Genomic DNA, 16,743 nt, shown 5'->3' on the forward strand with positions numbered 1-16,743 from the left:
GGGCGGCCTTCGATCTGAACGAGGCTGAATTCTGCAGGATATGAAGGGCGCCGTAATTAAGCCCTGCCAAATAGTTCTCAAAAGTTCCAAACATGCCCTAACGCGTTGTTTTGGCGTCATTCCCTGAGAAAGGGCGGTGCGCTTTTTCCCGGTGAAACCGCCTCACACTTTTCCCGGAATTGCTCTATAGATGCGCCCTATGCAGGGATCGCGCTTTGCCTTTGGTCCGTTCGTGCTTGATCCGGGGGCGGGAACGCTGCTTCGGAACGACGATCCCGTTGCCGTCGGCTATCGCGGACTGAAATTGCTTGCCGCGCTCGTCGGACGGCCTGGCGAAATCCTTGAGAAAGCCGAGCTGATGGACGCGGCGTGGCCGGGGACGGCGGTCGAGGAAGGCAACCTCACCGTCCAGATCGCGCAGTTGCGCAAGCTGCTTGGTTCGCCCGCCGATGGCGGCGAATGGATATCGACGGTTCCGCGCGTCGGCTACCGCTTCACGGGCGCCATCGAACAGCTTGATCGCGTGAAGCGAAAACCCTTGCCGCTGCCGGACAAACCATCGATAGCGGTGCTGCCTTTCGTCAATCTCAGCAACGACCCCGAGCAGGAGGCCTTCGCCGACGGGTTGACCGAAGATTTGATCACCGACCTGTCCAGGGCCCCGGGCCTGTTCGTCATCGCGCGCAACTCGACCTTTGCCTACAAGGGCAAGGCGATGGACGTGCGCGCGATCGCCGAGGAACTTGGCGTGCGCTACCTCCTGGAAGGCAGCGCCAGACGCGCCGCGGGGCGCGTGCGCATCAACGCCCAGCTGGTCGACGCGATAAGCGGCGAGCATCTGTGGGCCGAACGCTTCGATCGCGGCCTGGACGATATCTTTGCCGTTCAGGACGAGGCCACGGCCAAGATCGTGGAGGCGCTGCTCGGACGGCTGCGGGCGCCGCCGCCACGCAACCGGCCGACAAATCTCGAGGCCTACGATCTGTGCGTGCGGGCGCGCAAGCTGATCGACGAATCACCGCAGACGGCACGGGAAGCGCATCTGTTGCTGACGCGCGCGGTGTCCCTCGATCCGGACTACGCCGAGGCCCATCGCTGGCTTGCCATGAACCACTGGATGGGATGGGTGCATTGGGGCGAGCCGGTCGAACCCAACCGTCGCATCGCGCTGGACCTGGCGCGCAAGGCGGTGGCGATCGATCCCAACGATGCCGGCTGCCGTTGGGTGCTCGGCAATCTGCTCGCCTATGAACACAGTTTCGAAGAGTCGGATGCCGAATTCGCCAAAGCGTTCGAACTCGACCCGAACGAGGCCGACGCCTGGGCGACCTTGTCCGACATCGCGGTGCTGGCCGGAAAGGTCGAGGAAGGCCTCGAGCATATCCGCAAGGCGTTCCGGCTCAATCCCTATCCGGCAAGCTGGTACTATCTGACGCTCGGCGAGGCGCAATATGCGGCGCGCGACTACGAAGCCGCCGTCGAGACCTTGCGTCGGGAAGAGACCTACCGGACGAGCTCACGCCGCTTCCTGGCGGCGAGCCTGGCGCAACTCGGCCGGCTCGACGAGGCGCGCGCAGAAGTCGAATTATTCCTCATCGGCAACCCGCATTTCACGACCAGCTACTGGGTCTGGACGGAGCCATTCCGCGATACCGCGATGCGCGATCATTTCGTCGATGGTTTTCGCAAGGCCGGTCTTCCCTAAAGCGGTTCACCGTTTCATGGAAACGGCGAACCGCTCTACGCGCTCAGACTTTTCTTGGAATTGCTCCAGAGCGTTTCCGGACGGAGACCGTTTCACAATTTCCTGGAATTGCCCTGGTGATGCCCCGGCCAATCACGGCACCAGATCGATCGTCTCGGTCGTGTGTTCCACGCAGATGAAGCAGCAGTCGTCGCAAGGCTGGTCGTTGTCAGGCCCGACGCCGGCCGAGATCTTGTCATTGCCGTCGACCCAGGCGCCATAGCAGATGCGCTCACCCTGATTGCAGGACAGCGGCACCGATTTCTGGGAGGTCGGGTCGATCAGGAACACCTTGCCGTTGCCCGGCCAGACCGTCTCGCGGTCACGGCTGAACAGTTCGACCGCAACCGCTTCCTTGCGCAGGTTCTTGACGAAGAAGGCCATGTCGGCGGCCTCGGCCGAATTGGCGCAGACCAGCGCCGCGAGCACGGCCACACGAAACAGCGTCACGGTCGGACCTCCCGAATCACCGCCGCAGAATCGCATGGCCGCCCATGCCTGTCGCTGGCTTTTGGAACTATTTCACGGAAGGACCTTCCGCCGCGATCTGCCGCCCAGCCGCGCTGGCCGGCCGGCTCGACGAGGCGCGCGGCTTTGCCGCCGCGATCCGCAAAGACATTGCCGGACTACCGCGCCGACGATTTCATCGGCACGTTCCGCTTCGATCCGGACGCCGAGGCGCTGTTCCGGCAAGGCGCAAGGCGCATCGGGCTCAGCTGATTTCGCGCTTGCAGCCCCGTTAACGAAGTCGGAAGGAGTTGCTTAACAGTTCGCCTCTATGTGACCCCTCGGGGGGTCCATGGCAAAGTGAGTATGATGAGCGACAGCCCCGACAAGCGCAGCAACGAATGGCGCGCCATTCTTCATATACAGGCTCGTGTCGCCGTCCTGTTCGTTCCGGTGGTGGCCAGCCTGCTGCTCATAGCCGCGCTTGCCGGCAACGAACGCAGATCCGTTCCCGATGTAGACCGCACGGTCACCGGGTCGGTGCGATAGGCGGCACAACAGCCGGCCGCGAACCGGTGTTGGACGGCCGTGCATGTCGAGGGCCGCCAACCATCCTGCCAGGCGCTCAGCGTGCGCTCTTGGGTGCGTCATCCTTTGGCGCTAAGGTCATCCAATGGCAACATTGAGCGAATGGGCCCGGGCGATCAAGCGCGACGTGCATGCGCTCTACCTTGCCGCGCGCGATCCGCGAACGCCGTGGTATGCCAAGGCGCTTGCCGTGTGCGTCGCTGGCTACGCCTTGTCGCCAATCGACCTGATTCCCGATTTCATCCCTGTGGTTGGCTACCTCGACGATGCGATCCTGGTCCCCTTGGGCATCCTTGCCGTGGTCAAGATGATACCGCCCGAGGTCATGGCAGAACACAGGCAGGCCGCCGCCCTTGCCGTCGACAGGCCGGTGAGCCGCGGCGCGGCGCTGATCATCGCCTGTATCTGGGTTGCTTCGGTGGCGCTGGCGGGACGGCTGGGGTATCGGTACTTCGTAGGCTGATCCTGAAGCCGAGTCCCGTCGCCTGGAAACAGCCCGATCGCGTTCGCGAACGCGTCCTTGAGCAGCGCCCGGCCCGGCTGCGTGGCACGGCGCCTCAATAAAAGCGCGGGATCGGACCGTTCTGCGGCGTCGTGCGGTCGCCAAGGTCGAGAAAGACCTCGTCGACATAGCACCAGCCCCAGCCTTCCGGCGGATCGTAGCCCTCGATGACGGGATGGCTGGTGGCGTGAAAATGTTTGGTTGCGTGGCGGTTGGGCGAGTCGTCGCAGCAGCCGACATGGCCGCAGGTGCGGCAGAGCCGCAGATGCACCCACCACGAGCCGCTCTTCAGGCATTCTTCGCAGCCGAGCGCGCTCGGCGTCACATCCTTGATCCCGGCCGCATGCCTGCATTCGTCCGCCATCACTCTCTCCTGAACTATCTCTTCGTTGAAGCTTTTCCGAAAACCGACTTTTCGGGATCATGCTTTGAGGCGTGACGGCGGGCTGCCGTCCCGCGCGAGATAGGCATGCAAGGCGGCGACCACCTGGGCGCCCTCGCCGACGGCGGCCGCGACGCGCTTGACCGAGCCGCAACGCACATCGCCGATGGCAAATACGCCGCTGCGGCTGGTTTCCATCAGGCCATGTTGCGGTCCGAGTTCCGATCCGGTGCGGATGAAGCCCTTGGCATCCAGCGCCACATTGCATTGCGCCAGCCAGTCGGTGTTCGGGTCGGCGCCGATGAACAGGAAAAGGTGGCGGATCGGGCGTGTCGTCTCTTCGCCGCTGACGCGGTTGCGCCAGCGGACAGTGGCAAGATTTCCCTCCTCGCCCTCCAGCGCCTCGATTTCGGTCTCGGTCAGCACCTCGATGTTCGGCTGCGCCTTGATGCGCTCGACCAGGTAACGCGACATCGAGGCATCGAGGCTGCCGCCGCGCGCCAGCAGCGCCACCTTGCGCGCATGGCTGGCCAGATAGACCGCCGCCTGCCCGGCCGAATTGCCGGCGCCGACCAGCGCGACCTCCTGCCCGGCGCAAAGCCGGCCTTCGATCGGCGAGGCCCAATAGTGCACGGACGTGCCCTCGAACTGCGACAAATTGGCGACGTCGAGGCGGCGATAGCGCGCGCCGCTGGCGATCACCACGCTGCGCGTGCGCACCGTTTCGCCGTCGCCGACATCGAGCAGGTAGCCGGCGCCCGAATTGTCGGTCGCCGCGCTCAAAAGCTTCGCTTCGTCGGGAATCACCATTTCGACGCCGAATTTCTGCGCCTGGTTGTAGGCGCGCGCCATCAGCGCCATGCCGGTGATGCCGGTGGGGAAGCCGAGATAGTTCTCGATGCGCGAGGAGGCGCCAGCCTGCCCGCCGAAGGCCCGGCAATCGAGCACGATGGTCGACAGCCCTTCGGAGGCCGCATAGACCGCCGCCGCCAGCCCCGCCGGCCCGGCGCCGACAATGGCGACATCATACAGCGTATCGGCATCGATCGGCCGCAGCAGGCCGATGCAGCGGGCGAGGTCTTTCTCGCTCGGATTCATCAGCAGCCTGCCGTTCGGGCACAACACGACGGGCAAATGGTGCGGATCGACATCGAAACGCTCGACCAGGGTTTTGGCGCACGGATCGCTGCCGGAATCGAGCACGCGGTGCGGCTGGCCGCTGCGGGCCAGGAAGCCCTGCAGCCGCAGCACGTCGACGTTGCCGAGCGGTCCGATGATGATCGGCCCGCTGGTGGCGCTTTCCAGGAGCCCGACGCGGCGCAGGATCAGCGCCCGCATGATGCGCTCGCCGAGATTGGCCTCCTGCACCATCAGGTCGCGCACCCGCCGCGAGGGAATGACGAAGGCCTCGACCGGCTCGGCGGCCTCGGCATTGACCAATGAGGGACGGGCCGAAAGCTGCGCCAGCTCGCCGACGAAACTGCCCGGGCCATGGCTGACGATCGTCTCGCGCCGGCCAAGACCATCCTGGATGATATCAACCTTGCCCGACAGAACGACGATCAGGCCGGGCGCGACATCGCCAGCCTTGATGATGTGCTCGCCGGCCGCATAGGCGCTGGCCTCGCCGAAACGGCGCATGTGGTCGATGTCCGCCTCGCTCAGCGTGGGAAATGCCTGGTCGCGCCGGGCGCCGAAGATTGCAGTGCTGGATTGAGACATGCCGCAAGCGTAGCGAAGCCGCGACCCGGTTTGAAGTGGTTTGTTCGGCGCCTAGCCGCGAGGGCAGGTTTGGTTGACGGCCGTCGTCCCATTCGTGCGACTGGAGGTTCAAGGATCGGTGCTGTCGACGGTGTCCGCGCCTGACAGCCAATTGTCAGCTGGATCGTGAGACATTGTTTCCGAATTGCCGCGAAGTCGATTCGCCGGCACGGGATTGAAGGTGAAACGAGCCAATGAAACAGATTGCCCTGTCGCTTTTCGTGATCGCGTCTTCGGGCGCCTATGTCTGGGACCAGGCAGGCAAGGGTCCTGCCGGCGACATGATCGACACGGCGGGTTCCGCCAATGCCGCCGAGGACAGTGTGGCGCAGCCCCCTGCTCCGGCCAGCCCCGTTCAAACTGATCCCACTCCAGCGCCTCCACCGCCATCGCCCGGGATCCGCCAGCAGAGTGCGCGGCTCGATCCTCCCGCGACCACGCCGACATCGGTCGGCGGCGAAACCACCGCCGCGATCTCCGCGCCCGCGCCAAGGCAGCAGCAGGCGACCAAGCCGCCGCTCTCAGCCGGCCCTCCTCGGCTTTCTCAAGCGCCCGCAGCCCAGCCAGAACAGGCGTCAGCTCAAACTGTCGCCGATGCCGCGCCGCGGACGGCGTCCTTCACCATAACCCCGGCCGTCTATATCCCGATTCCCCAGCCGAGACCGGATTATCCGCAAGCACACGCCCGGGTCTTCAAGGCCGCCATGAAGCTGGCTGTAAGCCCGGGCACCAAGCCGGCGGGGCACGGCTTTGCCGACGGTACCTACACCGGTCCTGCCGCCGATGCCTATTACGGCCTCATCCAGATTCAGGCTTCGATCCAGGGCGGCCGCCTCACGGCGCTCAAGGTGCTGAAATACCCGAATGACCGCCGCACCTCGATCAGCATCAACAGGCAGGCGCTGCCGATGCTGCGTGACGAGGCGATCCGTGCGCAGAGCGCCGATGTCGACATCATTTCGGGCGCCACGCTGACCAGCAAGGCCTTCATCCAGTCGCTTGGCGGCGCCTTGAAGAAGGCATCGTCCTGATCCATGCGCGATACGAGGATCTTGATGGGCATGCCCATCACCGTCGACATCGCCGGTGTCTCGGGCTCCACACTTGTCGACACGGTCTTCGATTATTTCGAGCACATCGACCGCCGCTTCAGCACCTACCGGACCGACAGCGAGATTTCGACCATCAACCGGGGTGATCTTCCGATCCGCGACTGGAGCGCCGAAATGACGGAAGTGATGGCGCTTGCCGCACAGACGAAAAACCAGACGGACGGGTATTTCGACATCCGCAAGCCAGACGGATCGCTGGACCCGTCCGGCATCGTCAAGGGCTGGGCCATCCGCAATGCCGCCGGGATCGTTCGCCGGGCCGGCGTCGGCGATTTCTTCATCGAGGCGGGCGGCGACATCCAGTCCTGCGGCCGAAATGCTTCGGGTCTCGACTGGAGCGTCGGCATCCGCAATCCCTTCAATGCCGAAGAGGTCATCAAGATCGTCTATCCGCGAGGACACGGCGTCGCCACCTCCGGCACCTATGTGCGCGGGCAGCACATCTACAATCCGCTCGGGGCCGGCGATCCCATCACCGAAATCGTCAGCCTGACCGTCATCGGCTCGGATGTGTTCGAGGCCGACCGTTTCGCCACCGCCGCCTTCGCCATGGGCCGGCGGGGCATTCTCTTCCTCGAACAGGCGCCTGGCCTCGAAGGCTACGTCGTCGACAGCAACCGTCGGGCCACGCCGACGAGCGGCTTCGGAGCTTTTTGCCTGCCATGATCAAGACCATCGACCGGCTTCTCGACCATCAGACCATGTACCGGCTGGTCCTCTATTACCTGATCGCCCTGCTGGGCACGGCCGTCGTGCTCGGCTTCCTCAAGCTGGTGCCGCATGATCCGGTCATGCTCTCCTTCACGACGGGGCTGATGCTGGCCGCCTGCTGGGTCACCAACAGGGTTTTTGCGGCCGTCTTCAAGGTTCCGGCCAACACCGAGTCCGTCTACATCACCGCCCTCATCCTGGCGCTCATCCTCGATCCGGTGGCCGCCACGGACCTCAAGGGGATATGCGCGGTGGTGTTCGCCTGCGTCTGGGCGATTTCATCCAAGTTCATCCTCGCCATCGGCGGGAAACACCTGTTCAATCCCGCAGCGCTGGGCGTGGCGCTGACCGCGCTGCTGCTCGACCAGCCGGCCAGCTGGTGGGTCGGCGGCAATCTGCCATTGCTTCCCGTCGTGCTTGTCGGCGGCCTCCTCATGGTGCGCAAGCTGCGCCGGCTCGATCTGGTCGCCACCTTCGGTGTCGTCGCGCTGACGACAATCCTGGCAACCACCGAGCCGTCGCAGTACGCCGCCGCGCTGACGGAGACGCTGGGCTCGTCGCCGCTGCTGTTCTTCGCCTTCGTGATGCTGACCGAGCCGCTGACCGCGCCGACCACACGGTGGCCGCGCATCGCCTTCGCCGCCATCGTCGGCTTCCTGTTCGCGCCAAACATCCATGTCGGCTCGTTCTATTTCACGCCGGAACTGGCGCTTCTGACCGGCAATCTGTTTGCCTACGCGGTGAGCCCAAGGGGACGCTTCGTGTTGACGCTCGAGCGCATCGAGCAATCGGCGGTCGACAGCTATGATTTCATCTTCAGGTCACCGCGAAAGCTTGCCTTCCAGGCTGGACAGTATCTGGAATGGACACTTGGGCTCGACCGATCGGACAGTCGCGGCAACCGCCGCTATTTCACGGTGGCGTCGGCGCCCACGGAGCAATCCATACGGCTCGGGGTCAAGTTCTACCCGCAATCGAGCGCCTTCAAGCAAATGCTGGGCACAATGAAGCCGGGGAGCACGATCCACGCCTCCCAACTGGCCGGCGACTTCACATTGCCGGCCAATCGCCAAACCAAGGTTGCCTTCCTGGCCGGCGGCATCGGCATCACGCCATTCCGCTCGATGCTGCAATATCTCATCGACAGCCGTGAAAGGCGGCCGATCGTCGTCCTCTACGGGGCCGAGACCCAGCAGGACATCGCCTATCGCGATGTGCTCGGCGCGGCGAGACGGGAACTGGGCATAAGGACGGTGCTTGCCGTGGCCCGGGGGGCCGAGCGGGGCCAGTATCCAGGCTATATCGACGCGCGCCTGGTGCGCCTGGCCATCCCCGACTATCTGGAGCGGACCTTCTACATTTCCGGCCCCCAGGCCATGGTCAAAGCGCTGCGCGACACGCTGCTGGGCATGGGTGTTCGCCGCTCGAAGATAAAGGTCGACTATTTCCCCGGCTTTGCCTGAGCGTCGATCAACCTTGCCGGGGCAGGGTGATGGTCACGACCAGGCCGGGGTCGGCGTTGCTCATCGTCAGCCGTCCGCCATAGGCTTCGACAATGTCCGCGACGATGGCCAGGCCCAGCCCGCTGCTGCCGCCCTTGCTGTCCAACTGCACCCCGCGTGACAGGGCGGATTCCCGGTCCGCGTCGGGGATGCCCGGGCCGTCGTCGGCGACGGCGATGGACACCTCGCTGCCGGCTGCCCACGCCTTGACCCGGACCGAGGATCTTGCGAAGCGCGCCGCGTTCTCCACCAGATTGCCGAGGATTTCCGAAAGGTCGCCCTCGTCTACCGGCGCGGTGAAATCCTCCGCGACGTCGATCCGGAACGAGAGCTGCTTGCCGCCCGGCGTGCGCTTGATGACGGCGATGACGCCGGCCGCGGCTTCCCTGACGCGGCACGATGCCTTGCCGGAAACGCCGGGCGCCAGACGGGCGCGCGCGAGTTCGCGCTCGACATGACGTCGGATCGCTCCAGCGCTCTTCTCGATCTCGTCGGCCAGCTCGGTCTCGCCCTTGCCGCGCAGGGCCCGGATGTCGGCCGACAGCACCTGCAGTGGCGTCTTGAGGCCATGCGCCAGGTCGGTGGCGCGCGACCGGGCGCGTGCAAGGGCCTTCTCCTGCGCATCGAGGAGGCGGTTGATTTCGTCGGCGAGCGGCTGCACCTCGCTCGGCGCCGCCACGTCCAGTCGTGCCGTCCGCTGCGCGATCACGTTCCGGACGGCGTCCCGCAGGCTTTCCAGTGGCGCGAGGCCAACGGTGATCTGGACGAAAAAGGCCACCATGAGGGCGGCGGCGAGCAGGAGGAGCGCCGGGACGAGATCGCGTACATATTCGCGCACCGACACTGTGACGCTGCCATGATCTTCCGCCACGATGGCGCGAAACGACCGGCCGTCGGCATCGGTTATGGTGCGCACGACGGCCACGGTGAGTTCGCCGCCAGGTCCCTTGAGTTCCTCGATCGTTCTCAGTTCGCCGCTCGCGCCCTGGTCGGGCAACGCAAGCGTTGCGTCCCACAACGAACGCGAGCGAACCAGACCATGGCTGGCCAGGTCTTCCACCTGCCAGTAATGACCCGACAATGGATTGGTGAAGCGAGGGTCCGTCAGGTCCGGCGCGACCGAAAGCTGGCCGTTGGCCGCGAAGCTGGTCGCGCCGATCAGTTCATTGAGATCGGCGGTCAGTTCGCCGACGATACGCCTCTCGACATTCAGCTCGAACAGATAGCGCAGCCCGACCCCGGCAATGGCCAGGGCGACGAGAATCGAAATGGTGGCCGCCGACCAGAGCCTGAAGCGGATCGAATTGCCCATCAGGACGGCTCGTCGGGGACGAAATATCCGAACCCGCGCCGAGTCTCGATGACGTCGTTGCCGAGCTTGCGGCGCAGGCGCGCGACAATGACCTCGATTGTGTTCGGATCGCGATCATTGCCGGAATCGTAGAGATGCTCGGCGAGTTCGGTCGGCGCCACCACGCGCCCGGCATGATGCATCAGGAACGCCATCAGCCGGTATTCCAGCGGCGACAATGCGACGGCAACGCCGCGCAGCGAAATGCGCATCTGGCGCGTGTCGAGAAGCAGCGGTCCGGATTTCAGCACCGGCGCCGCCTGGCCTGTCGAACGGCGAAGGATCGCGCGCAGCCGCGCCAGCAGCTCGTCCATTTCGAACGGCTTGGGCAGATAGTCGTCGGCGCCCGCATTGATGCCTTCGACGCGCTCGGTCCAGAGGCCCCGTGCCGTCAGGATCAGGACGGGAAAGCGGCGCATGTTGGCCCGCCAGCGCTTCAGCACGGTCAGGCCATCGAGTTTCGGCAATCCGAGATCGAGGATCGCCGCGTCGTAATTCTCGACGTCGCCCGCGAACCAGGCGGCCTCTCCGTCGCGCACGGTATCGACGGCCATCCCCGCGGCCTTGAGCACCGCCGCGATGTCGCTGGCGATGCGCGGCTCGTCTTCGGCAAGCAGTATCTTCATCAGTCACCGCCCCTGCCGCGCATCAGCACGCCGGCGCCGGCATCGACATCAACGATCCTGCGGCGTCCGTCAGGGGCGACGACCTGGAAGCGATAGACCCAGCGGTCGCCGATCCGGATGAAATCGACGGCCACGATGTCGCCGGGTGCATCGGCGTGAACCACGCCAAGGATATTGGCCAGGCCCTTTATTTCGCCACGCTCGTAAAGGTCCCGCGCCCGGTCGTGATCGCCATCGTCATCCTCGTCCGCGCGGGCGTGGACCGGTCGAAGCAGGACAAGCCCGACCAGGCTCGCCGTCGCCAGATGTTTCAGCATCGGTTTCATCCGAGGGCCATGCAGCAGACCTTGTGTTTCAATCCGGCTCGTCACCTGGCCTTGTCTCCTGGTCCGCAAACACGGCAAAGGGCATCGCCCGCCGACGTTGCCTTGCAATCAGGGGCCAGTTGTCCCCGGCAGCATACGCTTGAGCACGTCGTCCCCGCGGATATAGTGATGCCAGAGCGCAGCCGCCGCGTGCAGACCGGCAACGATCAGGATCAGATTGGCGCAGAGGCTGTGCAATTCCCTTATGGTTCGGGCCGTGGCGCTGTCCGCGGAGACCGGAGCCGGGATGGTGAAGAGGCCGAAGAAACTCAAGGCGTCGCCCCTGTACCAGGTCACCAGGATGCCAAGAACCGGAATGGCGACAAGCAGCCCGTAAAGCACGAGATGCGCGACCTTGGCCACCCATCGTTCCAGCTCCGACATGTCCCGCGGCAGCCCCGGGGTTCCCAAGATCAGGCGCAGGCCAATGCGGATGACGACCAGCGCCAACAGCAGCATCCCGAACGAGATGTGGAACCACCAGACGAGTGCCCGGCCGGGGTCGTTGCGTGGAAAGATATCCGCGACATAAGTCAGGCCGTAAAGGCCGATAACCAGCAGAAACACGGCCCAATGAATGGCCTTCTGTGCGCTTGTGTAGGTAGGGTTCATGCAAGGCTGTCCAATTTTGAATGTTTCTAAACTAGCCGCGATCATGTCAAAGCTTTGTCGGGTCGGTCCCTTCGACGGCAATCGAGGGGGCCGTGACGGTTGGCCCGACGAGAGCGGTTGTGGAACCGGGCTTGGCGATCGCGACCTGGCGGGACATTGGCTGGAGGAACCTGTCAGTTCGCTGACAGTCGGGCACCGGACAACGCCGATATGCCGGACAAAGAAAAAGCCCGGACGAACCGGGCTTTTTCTTTGGGTCTCTGAACCATCGAATAGTTCGAAACGGGAATTTGGTGCCCAGAAGAGGACTCGAACCTCCACTCCTTGCGGAACACGGACCTGAACCGTGCGCGTCTACCAATTCCGCCATCTGGGCTGGTGCGGGCTCATGTAAGCGGGCAAGCGATTGCTGTCAACGCGCTTTTTGGACCATGCCGCCGAAAGCTGGAAACACAGCTTTGGCAAAGCGCCATGTTCCAGCCGAGGCTGGACTTCCGCTTGCCGGCTCAGCAAGCCTCAGCCCTCCAGCACTTCCTTCGACGCCACGGTCGAATCGGCGTTCAGCTGGTAGATGACCGGCACGCCGGTGCCGAGTTCCAGCTTGACGATCTCCTCGCCAGACTTGCCGTCCAGCGCCATGATCAGCGCGCGCAGCGAGTTGCCGTGCGCGGCGACCAGCACCGTGCCGCCGCGCAGCACGTGCGGCTGCAGGTCGTGCAAATAGTAAGGCCAGACTCGGGCGCCGGTGTCCTTCAGGCTTTCGCCGCCTGGCGGCGGCACGTCGTAGGAGCGGCGCCAGACATGCACCTGCTCCTCGCCCCATTTCTTGCGGGCATCGTCCTTGTTGAGGCCGGAAAGGTCGCCATAGTCGCGCTCGTTGAGCGCCTGGTCGCGGATGGTCTTGAGATCGCTCTGGCCAACGGCGTCGAGAATATGCTGGCAGGTCTTTTGCGCCCGGCTCAGCGCCGAGGTGAAAGCGATGTCGAACTTCATGCCGCGCGCCTTGAGTTTTTGCCCGGCGGCCTTGGCCTCGGCGTGACCCTGCTCGGTCAGGTCGACGTCACGCCAGCCGGTGAACAGGTTTTTCAAATTCCATTCGCTCTGGCCATGGCGCACGAGCACGAGGGTTCTCGACATGTTTGCTCCTTCAGATTGGCAAAATTGGCAGATTGGCCGCTTCAGCTCAGGCCGAGCACGTCCCGCATCGAATAGAGTCCTGGCTTCTTGCCACGGGCCCACAGCGCCGCCTTGACGGCGCCGCGCGCGAAGATGGCGCGGTCCTCGGCATGGTGGGACAGCGTGATGCGCTCGCCGGTGCCGGCGAGGATGACGCTGTGGTCGCCGACCACCGAGCCGCCGCGCAGCGTGGCGAAGCCGATGGACCCGCTCTTTCGCACGCCCGTATGGCCGTCGCGTGAACGCACGTCATTGCCGGCGAGCGCAATGCCGCGCCCGGCGGCGGCGGCCTCGCCGAGCAGCAATGCCGTGCCCGAAGGCGCGTCGACCTTGTGCTTGTGGTGCATTTCCAAAATCTCGATGTCGAAATCGTCGGCGTCGAGCGCGCGTGCCGCCTGTTCGACCAGCACCGCCAGGAGATTGACGCCGAGGCTCATATTGCCCGACTTGACGATCGTCGCGTGGCGCGCCGCGGCCGCGATCCTCGCATTGTCGTCGGCCGAACAGCCGGTGGTGCCGATGACGTGGACGATGCGCGCCTGCGCCGCGTAGCCGGCGAATTCGACGGATGAGCCCGGCGTGGTGAAGTCGAGCACGCCGTCGGCCTTGGCGAAAACCGGCAGCGGATCATCGCCGATCGGCACGTTGATGATGCCTATGCCTGCGAGCTCGCCGGCATCCTTGCCGAGATGGGGCGAATCCGCGCGCTCGACCGCGCCGATGACGCGGGCGCCCGGAATGGTGTGGATGGCGCGGATCAGCGTCTGGCCCATGCGGCCGGCTGCCCCCACCACCACAAGGCCCATATCGCCTTGATCGTTCATGTGCTCCTCACCGCCGTCTTTTTCGCACGCGTGGCCCGGACCGGAGTTTGGATCGGCTTGCTGTCATCGACAAGCCCCAGACCCTTCTTGCCCTGCACCCTGTGGAACCGTGCATAGACACTGTGCGGATCTGCCATCAGCGCGGCATGCGTGCCTTCCTCGACCACCCGGCCCTGTTCCATGACGACGATGTGGTCGGCATTGACCACCGTCGACAGGCGGTGGGCGATGACGATGGTGGTGCGTCCTTCCATGACATGGGTCAGCGCTTCCTGGACGCGGGCCTCCGCCTCGTTGTCGAGCGCCGAGGTCGCCTCGTCGAGCAGCAGGATCGGCGCCTGGCGCACGATGGCGCGGGCGATCGAGACGCGCTGGCGCTGGCCGCCGGACAGCGTCGCCCCGTTCTCGCCGACCGGCGTGTCGTAGCCTTGCGGCTGCTGGCGGATGAACTCGTCGGCCGCTGCCTGGCTTGCCGCGCGCTCGATCTCGGCGTCGGTGGCCGAGATGCGGCCATAGCGGATGTTGTCGCGGATCGTGCCTTCGAACAGATAGGGCGACTGCGAGACATAGGCGATCGAGCCGCGCAGCGACTGTTTGGTCACCTTGGAAATGTCCTGGCCATCGACCTCGATAGTGCCGGACTCGACGTCGTAGAAACGCTGCAGTAGCGCCACCAGCGTCGTCTTGCCAGCGCCCGAGGCGCCGACAATGGCGGTCATCTTGCCGGCGGCGGCGACGAAGCTCAGCTCCTGCAGCACCGGCGTCTCCTCGACATAGCGGAAGGACACGTTGTTGAAGCGCACTTCACCCGACGTGAAGTGTGCCTCGACGGCATCCGGCGCGTCGCCCTGTTGCGGCTCGAGGTCGAGCAGTTCGTAGATCATGCGGGCATTGACCAGCGCGCGCTCCATGCCGACCTGCATGCGCGCCAGGCGCCGTGCCGGATCGTAGGCCAGGATCAGCGCGGTGATGAAGGAAAACACCGCGCCCGGCGGCTGGCCGAGAACGAGTGCCCGGTAGCCGGAATAGGCGATGACGGAGGTGACGGCGAGGCCGGCCAGCATGTCGGAAATCGGCGCCAGCCGCTCCGAGACGCGGGCGATCTTGTTCGACCGCTGTTCGGCCGTGTCGGCCAAGGCGCCGATGCGGGCCGCCAGCTGTTCCTCCATGGTGAAGGCCTTGACGATGGCGATGCCTTGCGTGGCTTCCTGGACAGCGCCGATCAGCCGGGAATTGATCAGCACGGATTCCCGCGTGATACGCCGCACCCGACGCGTCAGGTGGACGACCGCCCAGATCAGCGGCGGTCCGATCAGCAGCGAACTCAGCGATAGAACCGGATCCTGGTAGATCATGATGCCGACAAGGCCGACCAGGGTCACCGCGTCGCGGGTGATGGATGTCAGCGTGATCGACAAGAGGTCACGGATGCCGCCGACATTCTCGTTGACCTGCGCCGCCAGCCGGCCGGAGCGCGTATCGTTGAAGAAGCCGACGCCGAGCTTCATCAGATGGTCGAAGATGCGTTTCTGGTAGCGCGCCACCAGATTGTTGCCGATCGTGGCCAGCGCCACCGCCTGGCCGTAGCCGGCGAAGCCGCGCACCAGGAAGGCCCCCATGATCCCGGCGCAAATCCACACGACCAGGTCGCCGCGCCGTTCGTAGAAGATCTGGTTGACGATCGGGCTCATGATCCAGGCCGTGAAGGCGGTCGTGCCCGACACCAGCAGCATGCAGGAGACGGCGACGACATAGGACCAGCGATGATCGCGGCCGTTTTCGGAGAGGATGCGGCGCAGCACGGCGTTGACTTCGCCAACGCTGGCTTTCTGCTTGTTTGGAGCTTGAAGTGTCAAATCGGGAGCTTCGTGGGTTTTTCGCCTGGGACCGGGCTGCAATTCGGCACTCCTCTTAGCGCCATGCGGCCGGCTTGCCTATGCCCGCGGCTGATTAACTTCGTCGCGGGCGCCCCGACGATTCGCGCTGGGGTTCAGGCCTGCCAGCGCCGGCCGGCCGTCTGGACGCCGAACAGCGACGGGTTCCTGGCATAGGCGGCAAGGCCGAGAAGGGCGGCCAGCGGATGGGTGATGACATAGACGGGCATGGTGCGCATCAGCGCGCTGTGCGGCGCCTTGTCCTCGAAGGCGGCACGGAAATTGCCCTCCTTCAGCGCCGGCACGATCTTCTGCGCGATGCCGCCGGTCAAAAACACGCCGCCACGGCTCATGAACACCAGGGCAAGATCGCCGGCGGTGCGCCCAAGGCAGGTGACGAAGGTCTCCAGCGCTTCCTGCGCCACCGGATCGGTCTTGGCCAGCGCCGCGCCGGTGATCTCGGCCGGCGTGGTGAAAGGCGCCGGCTTGCCGTCCGCCTTGGCGACAGCCCGGTAGACGTTGACGAGGCCGCGCCCGCACAAGATCTGTTCGCCGGAAATGCGGCCCTCGAGCTTCTCTATATGCGGAAACACCTCGAAATCGCGCGGCGTGCGCGGGCCGATGTCCATATGGCCGCCCTCGCCGGGCACCGGGATCCAGTGGTGTAGCGCATAGACCAGCCCGGCGACGCCGAGACCGGTTCCAGGCCCGAGCACGACGCGGCCGGCATTGGGCTCAGGCGTGCCGCCGCCGATCTTTTCCATATGCTCTTCGCCGAGCGCCACGACGGCCAGCGCCTGCGCCTCGAAATCGTTGAGCACGACGATGTCGCTCAAGCCGACATTGGCGAACATCTGCCTCGGCTTGACGACCCACGGGCAATTGGTGAGCTCGATCTCGTCGCCGTCGACCGGGCCGGCCACCGCCAGCACCGCCGAATTGGGGCGGACCGACGAGCGGTCGAGCACCGCCGCCTGGATTGCCTCGTCGATCGTGTTGAAATTGGCGGTCTGGACGATCTGCGGCTCGGTCGGCTCGGAATTGGCGTCAAGCACGATCGAAAAGCGCGCATTGGTGCCGCCAATGTCGCCGATCAGGATCGGAAACCGCAACGACGTGTCGGTATCGCTCACGCTTGGCATGCTCTCGTCCGTCTCCGGCGCCCC

Annotated in this window: 18 protein-coding genes and 1 tRNA gene; 7 read left to right on the forward strand and 12 right to left on the reverse strand. The window is 65.0% G+C overall.

All coding sequences use genetic code 11. The annotated features are described in order from the left end of the window. Positions 1 to 190 precede the first annotated feature (190 nt). On the forward strand, positions 191 to 1,705 hold the full coding sequence (locus CK228_RS17060; RefSeq protein ID WP_179295947.1) for a winged helix-turn-helix domain-containing protein: 1,515 nt from the start codon (positions 191 to 193) through the stop codon (positions 1,703 to 1,705). A 132-nt stretch (positions 1,706 to 1,837) separates the two neighbouring features. Here CK228_RS17060 and CK228_RS17065 read toward each other — a convergent pair whose 3' ends face one another. After that, positions 1,838 to 2,194: a hypothetical protein gene (locus CK228_RS17065; RefSeq protein WP_095788684.1), complete on the reverse strand. Its 357-nt coding sequence runs from the start codon at positions 2,192 to 2,194 to the stop codon at positions 1,838 to 1,840. Between the two features lie 144 nt (positions 2,195 to 2,338). Here CK228_RS17065 and CK228_RS36320 point away from each other — a divergent pair, with 144 nt between their 5' ends. The 3 genes from CK228_RS36320 to CK228_RS17075 all read left to right on the forward strand — a co-directional run bounded on the left by CK228_RS36320 (position 2,339) and on the right by CK228_RS17075 (position 3,242). After that, positions 2,339 to 2,464 carry a hypothetical protein gene (locus CK228_RS36320; protein WP_280951026.1) on the forward strand — a complete coding sequence of 42 codons (126 nt, stop codon included), beginning with the start codon at positions 2,339 to 2,341 and terminating at the stop codon, positions 2,462 to 2,464. A 96-nt stretch (positions 2,465 to 2,560) separates the two neighbouring features. Beyond that, the gene (locus tag CK228_RS17070) at positions 2,561 to 2,740 is read left to right on the forward strand and encodes a hypothetical protein (RefSeq protein WP_179295948.1); all 180 of its coding nucleotides are present in this window, start codon (positions 2,561 to 2,563) and stop codon (positions 2,738 to 2,740) included. 124 nt (positions 2,741 to 2,864) lie between these two features. Beyond that, on the forward strand, positions 2,865 to 3,242 hold the full coding sequence (locus tag CK228_RS17075) for a YkvA family protein (RefSeq protein WP_095788604.1): 378 nt from the start codon (positions 2,865 to 2,867) through the stop codon (positions 3,240 to 3,242). A 94-nt stretch (positions 3,243 to 3,336) separates the two neighbouring features. Here the strand turns inward: CK228_RS17075 and CK228_RS17080 are convergent, their stop codons facing one another. Both CK228_RS17080 and CK228_RS17085 read right to left on the reverse strand, forming a co-directional pair. Next, positions 3,337 to 3,645, reverse strand: coding sequence for a UBP-type zinc finger domain-containing protein (locus tag CK228_RS17080; protein ID WP_095773379.1), 309 nt, complete (start codon positions 3,643 to 3,645; stop codon positions 3,337 to 3,339). A 57-nt stretch (positions 3,646 to 3,702) separates the two neighbouring features. Next, on the reverse strand, positions 3,703 to 5,385 hold the full coding sequence (locus CK228_RS17085) for a cyclic nucleotide-binding domain-containing thioredoxin-disulfide reductase (protein ID WP_095773380.1): 1,683 nt from the start codon (positions 5,383 to 5,385) through the stop codon (positions 3,703 to 3,705). A gap of 233 nt (positions 5,386 to 5,618) precedes the next feature. Between CK228_RS17085 and CK228_RS17090 the strand changes: the two genes are divergently transcribed. Genes CK228_RS17090 through CK228_RS17100 form a run of 3 tightly spaced genes read left to right on the forward strand, consistent with a single transcriptional unit; the run spans position 5,619 to position 8,710 of the window. Continuing rightward, complete coding sequence (locus CK228_RS17090) at positions 5,619 to 6,455, forward strand: FMN-binding protein (protein ID WP_095788605.1); 837 nt, start codon at positions 5,619 to 5,621, stop codon at positions 6,453 to 6,455. 24 nt (positions 6,456 to 6,479) lie between these two features. Continuing rightward, positions 6,480 to 7,202 (forward strand): FAD:protein FMN transferase, encoded by a 723-nt coding sequence (locus CK228_RS17095; RefSeq protein WP_245438052.1) that lies wholly within the window; start codon positions 6,480 to 6,482, stop codon positions 7,200 to 7,202. Next, the gene (locus CK228_RS17100; protein WP_095788607.1) at positions 7,199 to 8,710 is read left to right on the forward strand and encodes an RnfABCDGE type electron transport complex subunit D; all 1,512 of its coding nucleotides are present in this window, start codon (positions 7,199 to 7,201) and stop codon (positions 8,708 to 8,710) included. Before CK228_RS17095 ends, CK228_RS17100 begins: the two co-directional genes overlap by 4 nt. Positions 8,711 to 8,717: 7 nt before the next feature. Here the strand turns inward: CK228_RS17100 and CK228_RS17105 are convergent, their stop codons facing one another. The 9 genes from CK228_RS17105 to CK228_RS17145 form a co-directional block, all read right to left on the reverse strand. Further along, positions 8,718 to 10,061: a HAMP domain-containing sensor histidine kinase gene (locus tag CK228_RS17105; protein WP_095788608.1), complete on the reverse strand. Its 1,344-nt coding sequence runs from the start codon at positions 10,059 to 10,061 to the stop codon at positions 8,718 to 8,720. Continuing rightward, positions 10,061 to 10,726 carry a response regulator transcription factor gene (locus CK228_RS17110; RefSeq protein WP_095788609.1) on the reverse strand — a complete coding sequence of 222 codons (666 nt, stop codon included), beginning with the start codon at positions 10,724 to 10,726 and terminating at the stop codon, positions 10,061 to 10,063. Before CK228_RS17110 ends, CK228_RS17105 begins: the two co-directional genes overlap by 1 nt. Then, complete coding sequence (locus tag CK228_RS17115; protein ID WP_245318145.1) at positions 10,726 to 11,043, reverse strand: hypothetical protein; 318 nt, start codon at positions 11,041 to 11,043, stop codon at positions 10,726 to 10,728. Before CK228_RS17115 ends, CK228_RS17110 begins: the two co-directional genes overlap by 1 nt. A 117-nt stretch (positions 11,044 to 11,160) precedes the next feature. After that, positions 11,161 to 11,703 carry a cytochrome b gene (locus CK228_RS17120; protein WP_095773387.1) on the reverse strand — a complete coding sequence of 181 codons (543 nt, stop codon included), beginning with the start codon at positions 11,701 to 11,703 and terminating at the stop codon, positions 11,161 to 11,163. Between the two features lie 291 nt (positions 11,704 to 11,994). Continuing rightward, positions 11,995 to 12,079: transfer RNA gene (locus CK228_RS17125), tRNA-Leu, on the reverse strand. A 140-nt stretch (positions 12,080 to 12,219) separates the two neighbouring features. Continuing rightward, the gene (locus CK228_RS17130; protein WP_095773388.1) at positions 12,220 to 12,840 is read right to left on the reverse strand and encodes a 2,3-bisphosphoglycerate-dependent phosphoglycerate mutase; all 621 of its coding nucleotides are present in this window, start codon (positions 12,838 to 12,840) and stop codon (positions 12,220 to 12,222) included. Positions 12,841 to 12,881: 41 nt separating this feature from the next. Next, a complete protein-coding gene (dapB, locus tag CK228_RS17135; RefSeq protein WP_095773389.1) occupies positions 12,882 to 13,703 on the reverse strand; it encodes a 4-hydroxy-tetrahydrodipicolinate reductase in 822 nt (273 codons plus the stop codon). Then, positions 13,700 to 15,559 carry an ABC transporter ATP-binding protein gene (locus CK228_RS17140; protein WP_095788610.1) on the reverse strand — a complete coding sequence of 620 codons (1,860 nt, stop codon included), beginning with the start codon at positions 15,557 to 15,559 and terminating at the stop codon, positions 13,700 to 13,702. Before CK228_RS17140 ends, dapB begins: the two co-directional genes overlap by 4 nt. 134 nt (positions 15,560 to 15,693) lie before the next feature. Continuing rightward, the gene (locus CK228_RS17145) at positions 15,694 to 16,719 is read right to left on the reverse strand and encodes a glucokinase (RefSeq protein WP_095773391.1); all 1,026 of its coding nucleotides are present in this window, start codon (positions 16,717 to 16,719) and stop codon (positions 15,694 to 15,696) included. Positions 16,720 to 16,743: the final 24 nt, after the last annotated feature.

The sequence above is a fragment of the Mesorhizobium sp. WSM4312 genome (assembly GCF_002294875.1).
Taxonomy (GTDB): Bacteria; Pseudomonadota; Alphaproteobacteria; order Rhizobiales; family Rhizobiaceae; genus Mesorhizobium.

Coding starts and splice junctions, on each gene's coding strand:
- CK228_RS17060 (WP_179295947.1), top strand. CDS start 191: ATGCGCCCTATGCAGGGATCGCGCTTTGCCTTTGGTCCGTTCGTGCTT.
- CK228_RS17070 (WP_179295948.1), top strand. CDS start 2,561: ATGAGCGACAGCCCCGACAAGCGCAGCAACGAATGGCGCGCCATTCTT.
- CK228_RS17075 (WP_095788604.1), top strand. CDS start 2,865: ATGGCAACATTGAGCGAATGGGCCCGGGCGATCAAGCGCGACGTGCAT.
- CK228_RS17080 (WP_095773379.1), bottom strand. CDS start 3,645: ATGGCGGACGAATGCAGGCATGCGGCCGGGATCAAGGATGTGACGCCG.
- CK228_RS17085 (WP_095773380.1), bottom strand. CDS start 5,385: ATGTCTCAATCCAGCACTGCAATCTTCGGCGCCCGGCGCGACCAGGCA.
- CK228_RS17090 (WP_095788605.1), top strand. CDS start 5,619: ATGAAACAGATTGCCCTGTCGCTTTTCGTGATCGCGTCTTCGGGCGCC.
- CK228_RS17095 (WP_245438052.1), top strand. CDS start 6,480: ATGGGCATGCCCATCACCGTCGACATCGCCGGTGTCTCGGGCTCCACA.
- CK228_RS17100 (WP_095788607.1), top strand. CDS start 7,199: ATGATCAAGACCATCGACCGGCTTCTCGACCATCAGACCATGTACCGG.
- CK228_RS17105 (WP_095788608.1), bottom strand. CDS start 10,061: ATGGGCAATTCGATCCGCTTCAGGCTCTGGTCGGCGGCCACCATTTCG.
- CK228_RS17110 (WP_095788609.1), bottom strand. CDS start 10,726: ATGAAGATACTGCTTGCCGAAGACGAGCCGCGCATCGCCAGCGACATC.
- CK228_RS17115 (WP_245318145.1), bottom strand. CDS start 11,043: ATGCTGAAACATCTGGCGACGGCGAGCCTGGTCGGGCTTGTCCTGCTT.
- CK228_RS17120 (WP_095773387.1), bottom strand. CDS start 11,703: ATGAACCCTACCTACACAAGCGCACAGAAGGCCATTCATTGGGCCGTG.
- CK228_RS17130 (WP_095773388.1), bottom strand. CDS start 12,840: ATGTCGAGAACCCTCGTGCTCGTGCGCCATGGCCAGAGCGAATGGAAT.
- dapB (WP_095773389.1), bottom strand. CDS start 13,703: ATGAACGATCAAGGCGATATGGGCCTTGTGGTGGTGGGGGCAGCCGGC.
- CK228_RS17145 (WP_095773391.1), bottom strand. CDS start 16,719: ATGCCAAGCGTGAGCGATACCGACACGTCGTTGCGGTTTCCGATCCTG.